The 1068-nt window shown below is 35.2% G+C and carries 1 protein-coding gene; it reads right to left on the bottom strand.

Features of this window, described 5'->3' with window-relative positions; genetic code table 11:
• Positions 1-29: 29 nt before the first annotated feature.
• Complete coding sequence (locus HMPREF1865_RS03885; protein ID WP_060919240.1) at positions 30-968, bottom strand: IS30 family transposase; 939 nt, start codon at positions 966-968, stop codon at positions 30-32.
• Positions 969-1068: the final 100 nt, after the last annotated feature.

The following is a 1068-nucleotide window of genomic DNA, read 5'->3' as shown; positions in this document are numbered from 1 at the left end:
CTTGAATTGCAATAAGTAATGCGACAAAATTAAATTAATTTTCTAATCTCATGTTTTAACATGTCAAATGGTGTTTTAAATCCAAGGCATTTCCTAGGTCGATTATTAATCAGCATTAGTGCTTCTCTTAGTTTATCTAGTGTTACTTTAGCTAAATCAGTTTTCTTAGGGAAAAACTCTCGAAGTAAACCATTACTATTTTCATTAGTGCCACGTTGCCATGCTGCATAGGCATCGGCAAAATACATTGGTATTCCAAACTTGGTTTCAACCTGTTCATAGCATGCAAATTCTTTACCACGGTCTACCGTAAAGGTTTTAAGTAGTTTACTTGTTAATGTATTGTATAGCGAACTAATAGCTAAAAACATAGAATCCTTAGTTCGATCCTTCATTTTTACTGCTATATAGAATCGAGTTTTGCGTTCAACAAATGTAGCTAAACAGCCTTTACTTTGTCCTCTGGATGAAACCATTGTATCTAGCTCCCAATGACCAAAAATCTTCCGGTCTTCAACTTCTTGAGGTCTTTCTTTAATGGTTCTTTTAATAGTGAATCGTCCACGCTTTTCTTGGGTACCAGGCTTTTTCCCTTTCCGTCGAAGTACAGCTTCTGTTACAGCAAGAAAACCACGATGGATCCAAGAATATATTGTCTTAAAGCTTAGAAATCCAACTAATTCAGCACCAACTACTTCTTCTGGAGACCAAGTTTGTTGTAATCTGGATTCAATTAAAGCCGCTAATTGAGGTGTTAACTTTGTTGGTCTGCCTTTATTAGCAGACTTACTAATTGCTAACTGTTGTGCTTTAATCGCAGAATATTCACCTTCAACGCGATTTAATTCTCTTGCTACAGTAGAATGGTGGACACCGATTAAGCTAGCAATTCTACGAACAGAGTAACCTTCTTTTCGTAAAACTTCTATTTGACTTCGTTTTTCTATGGTAAGATGTATATAGCTCATATTAGAGACCTCCGTGTCATGTATTTGTGGTTATTTACATTTTACACGAGATCTCCAATATGAGTTTTTTATTTGTCGCAATATATTTTACAATTCATCA

This window comes from Veillonella parvula (genome assembly GCF_001553335.1).
GTDB lineage: Bacteria > Bacillota > Negativicutes > Veillonellales > Veillonellaceae > Veillonella > Veillonella parvula_S.
The sequence above is the reverse complement of the archived record's forward strand: the minus strand, read 5'-3'. Positions and strand labels throughout refer to the sequence as shown.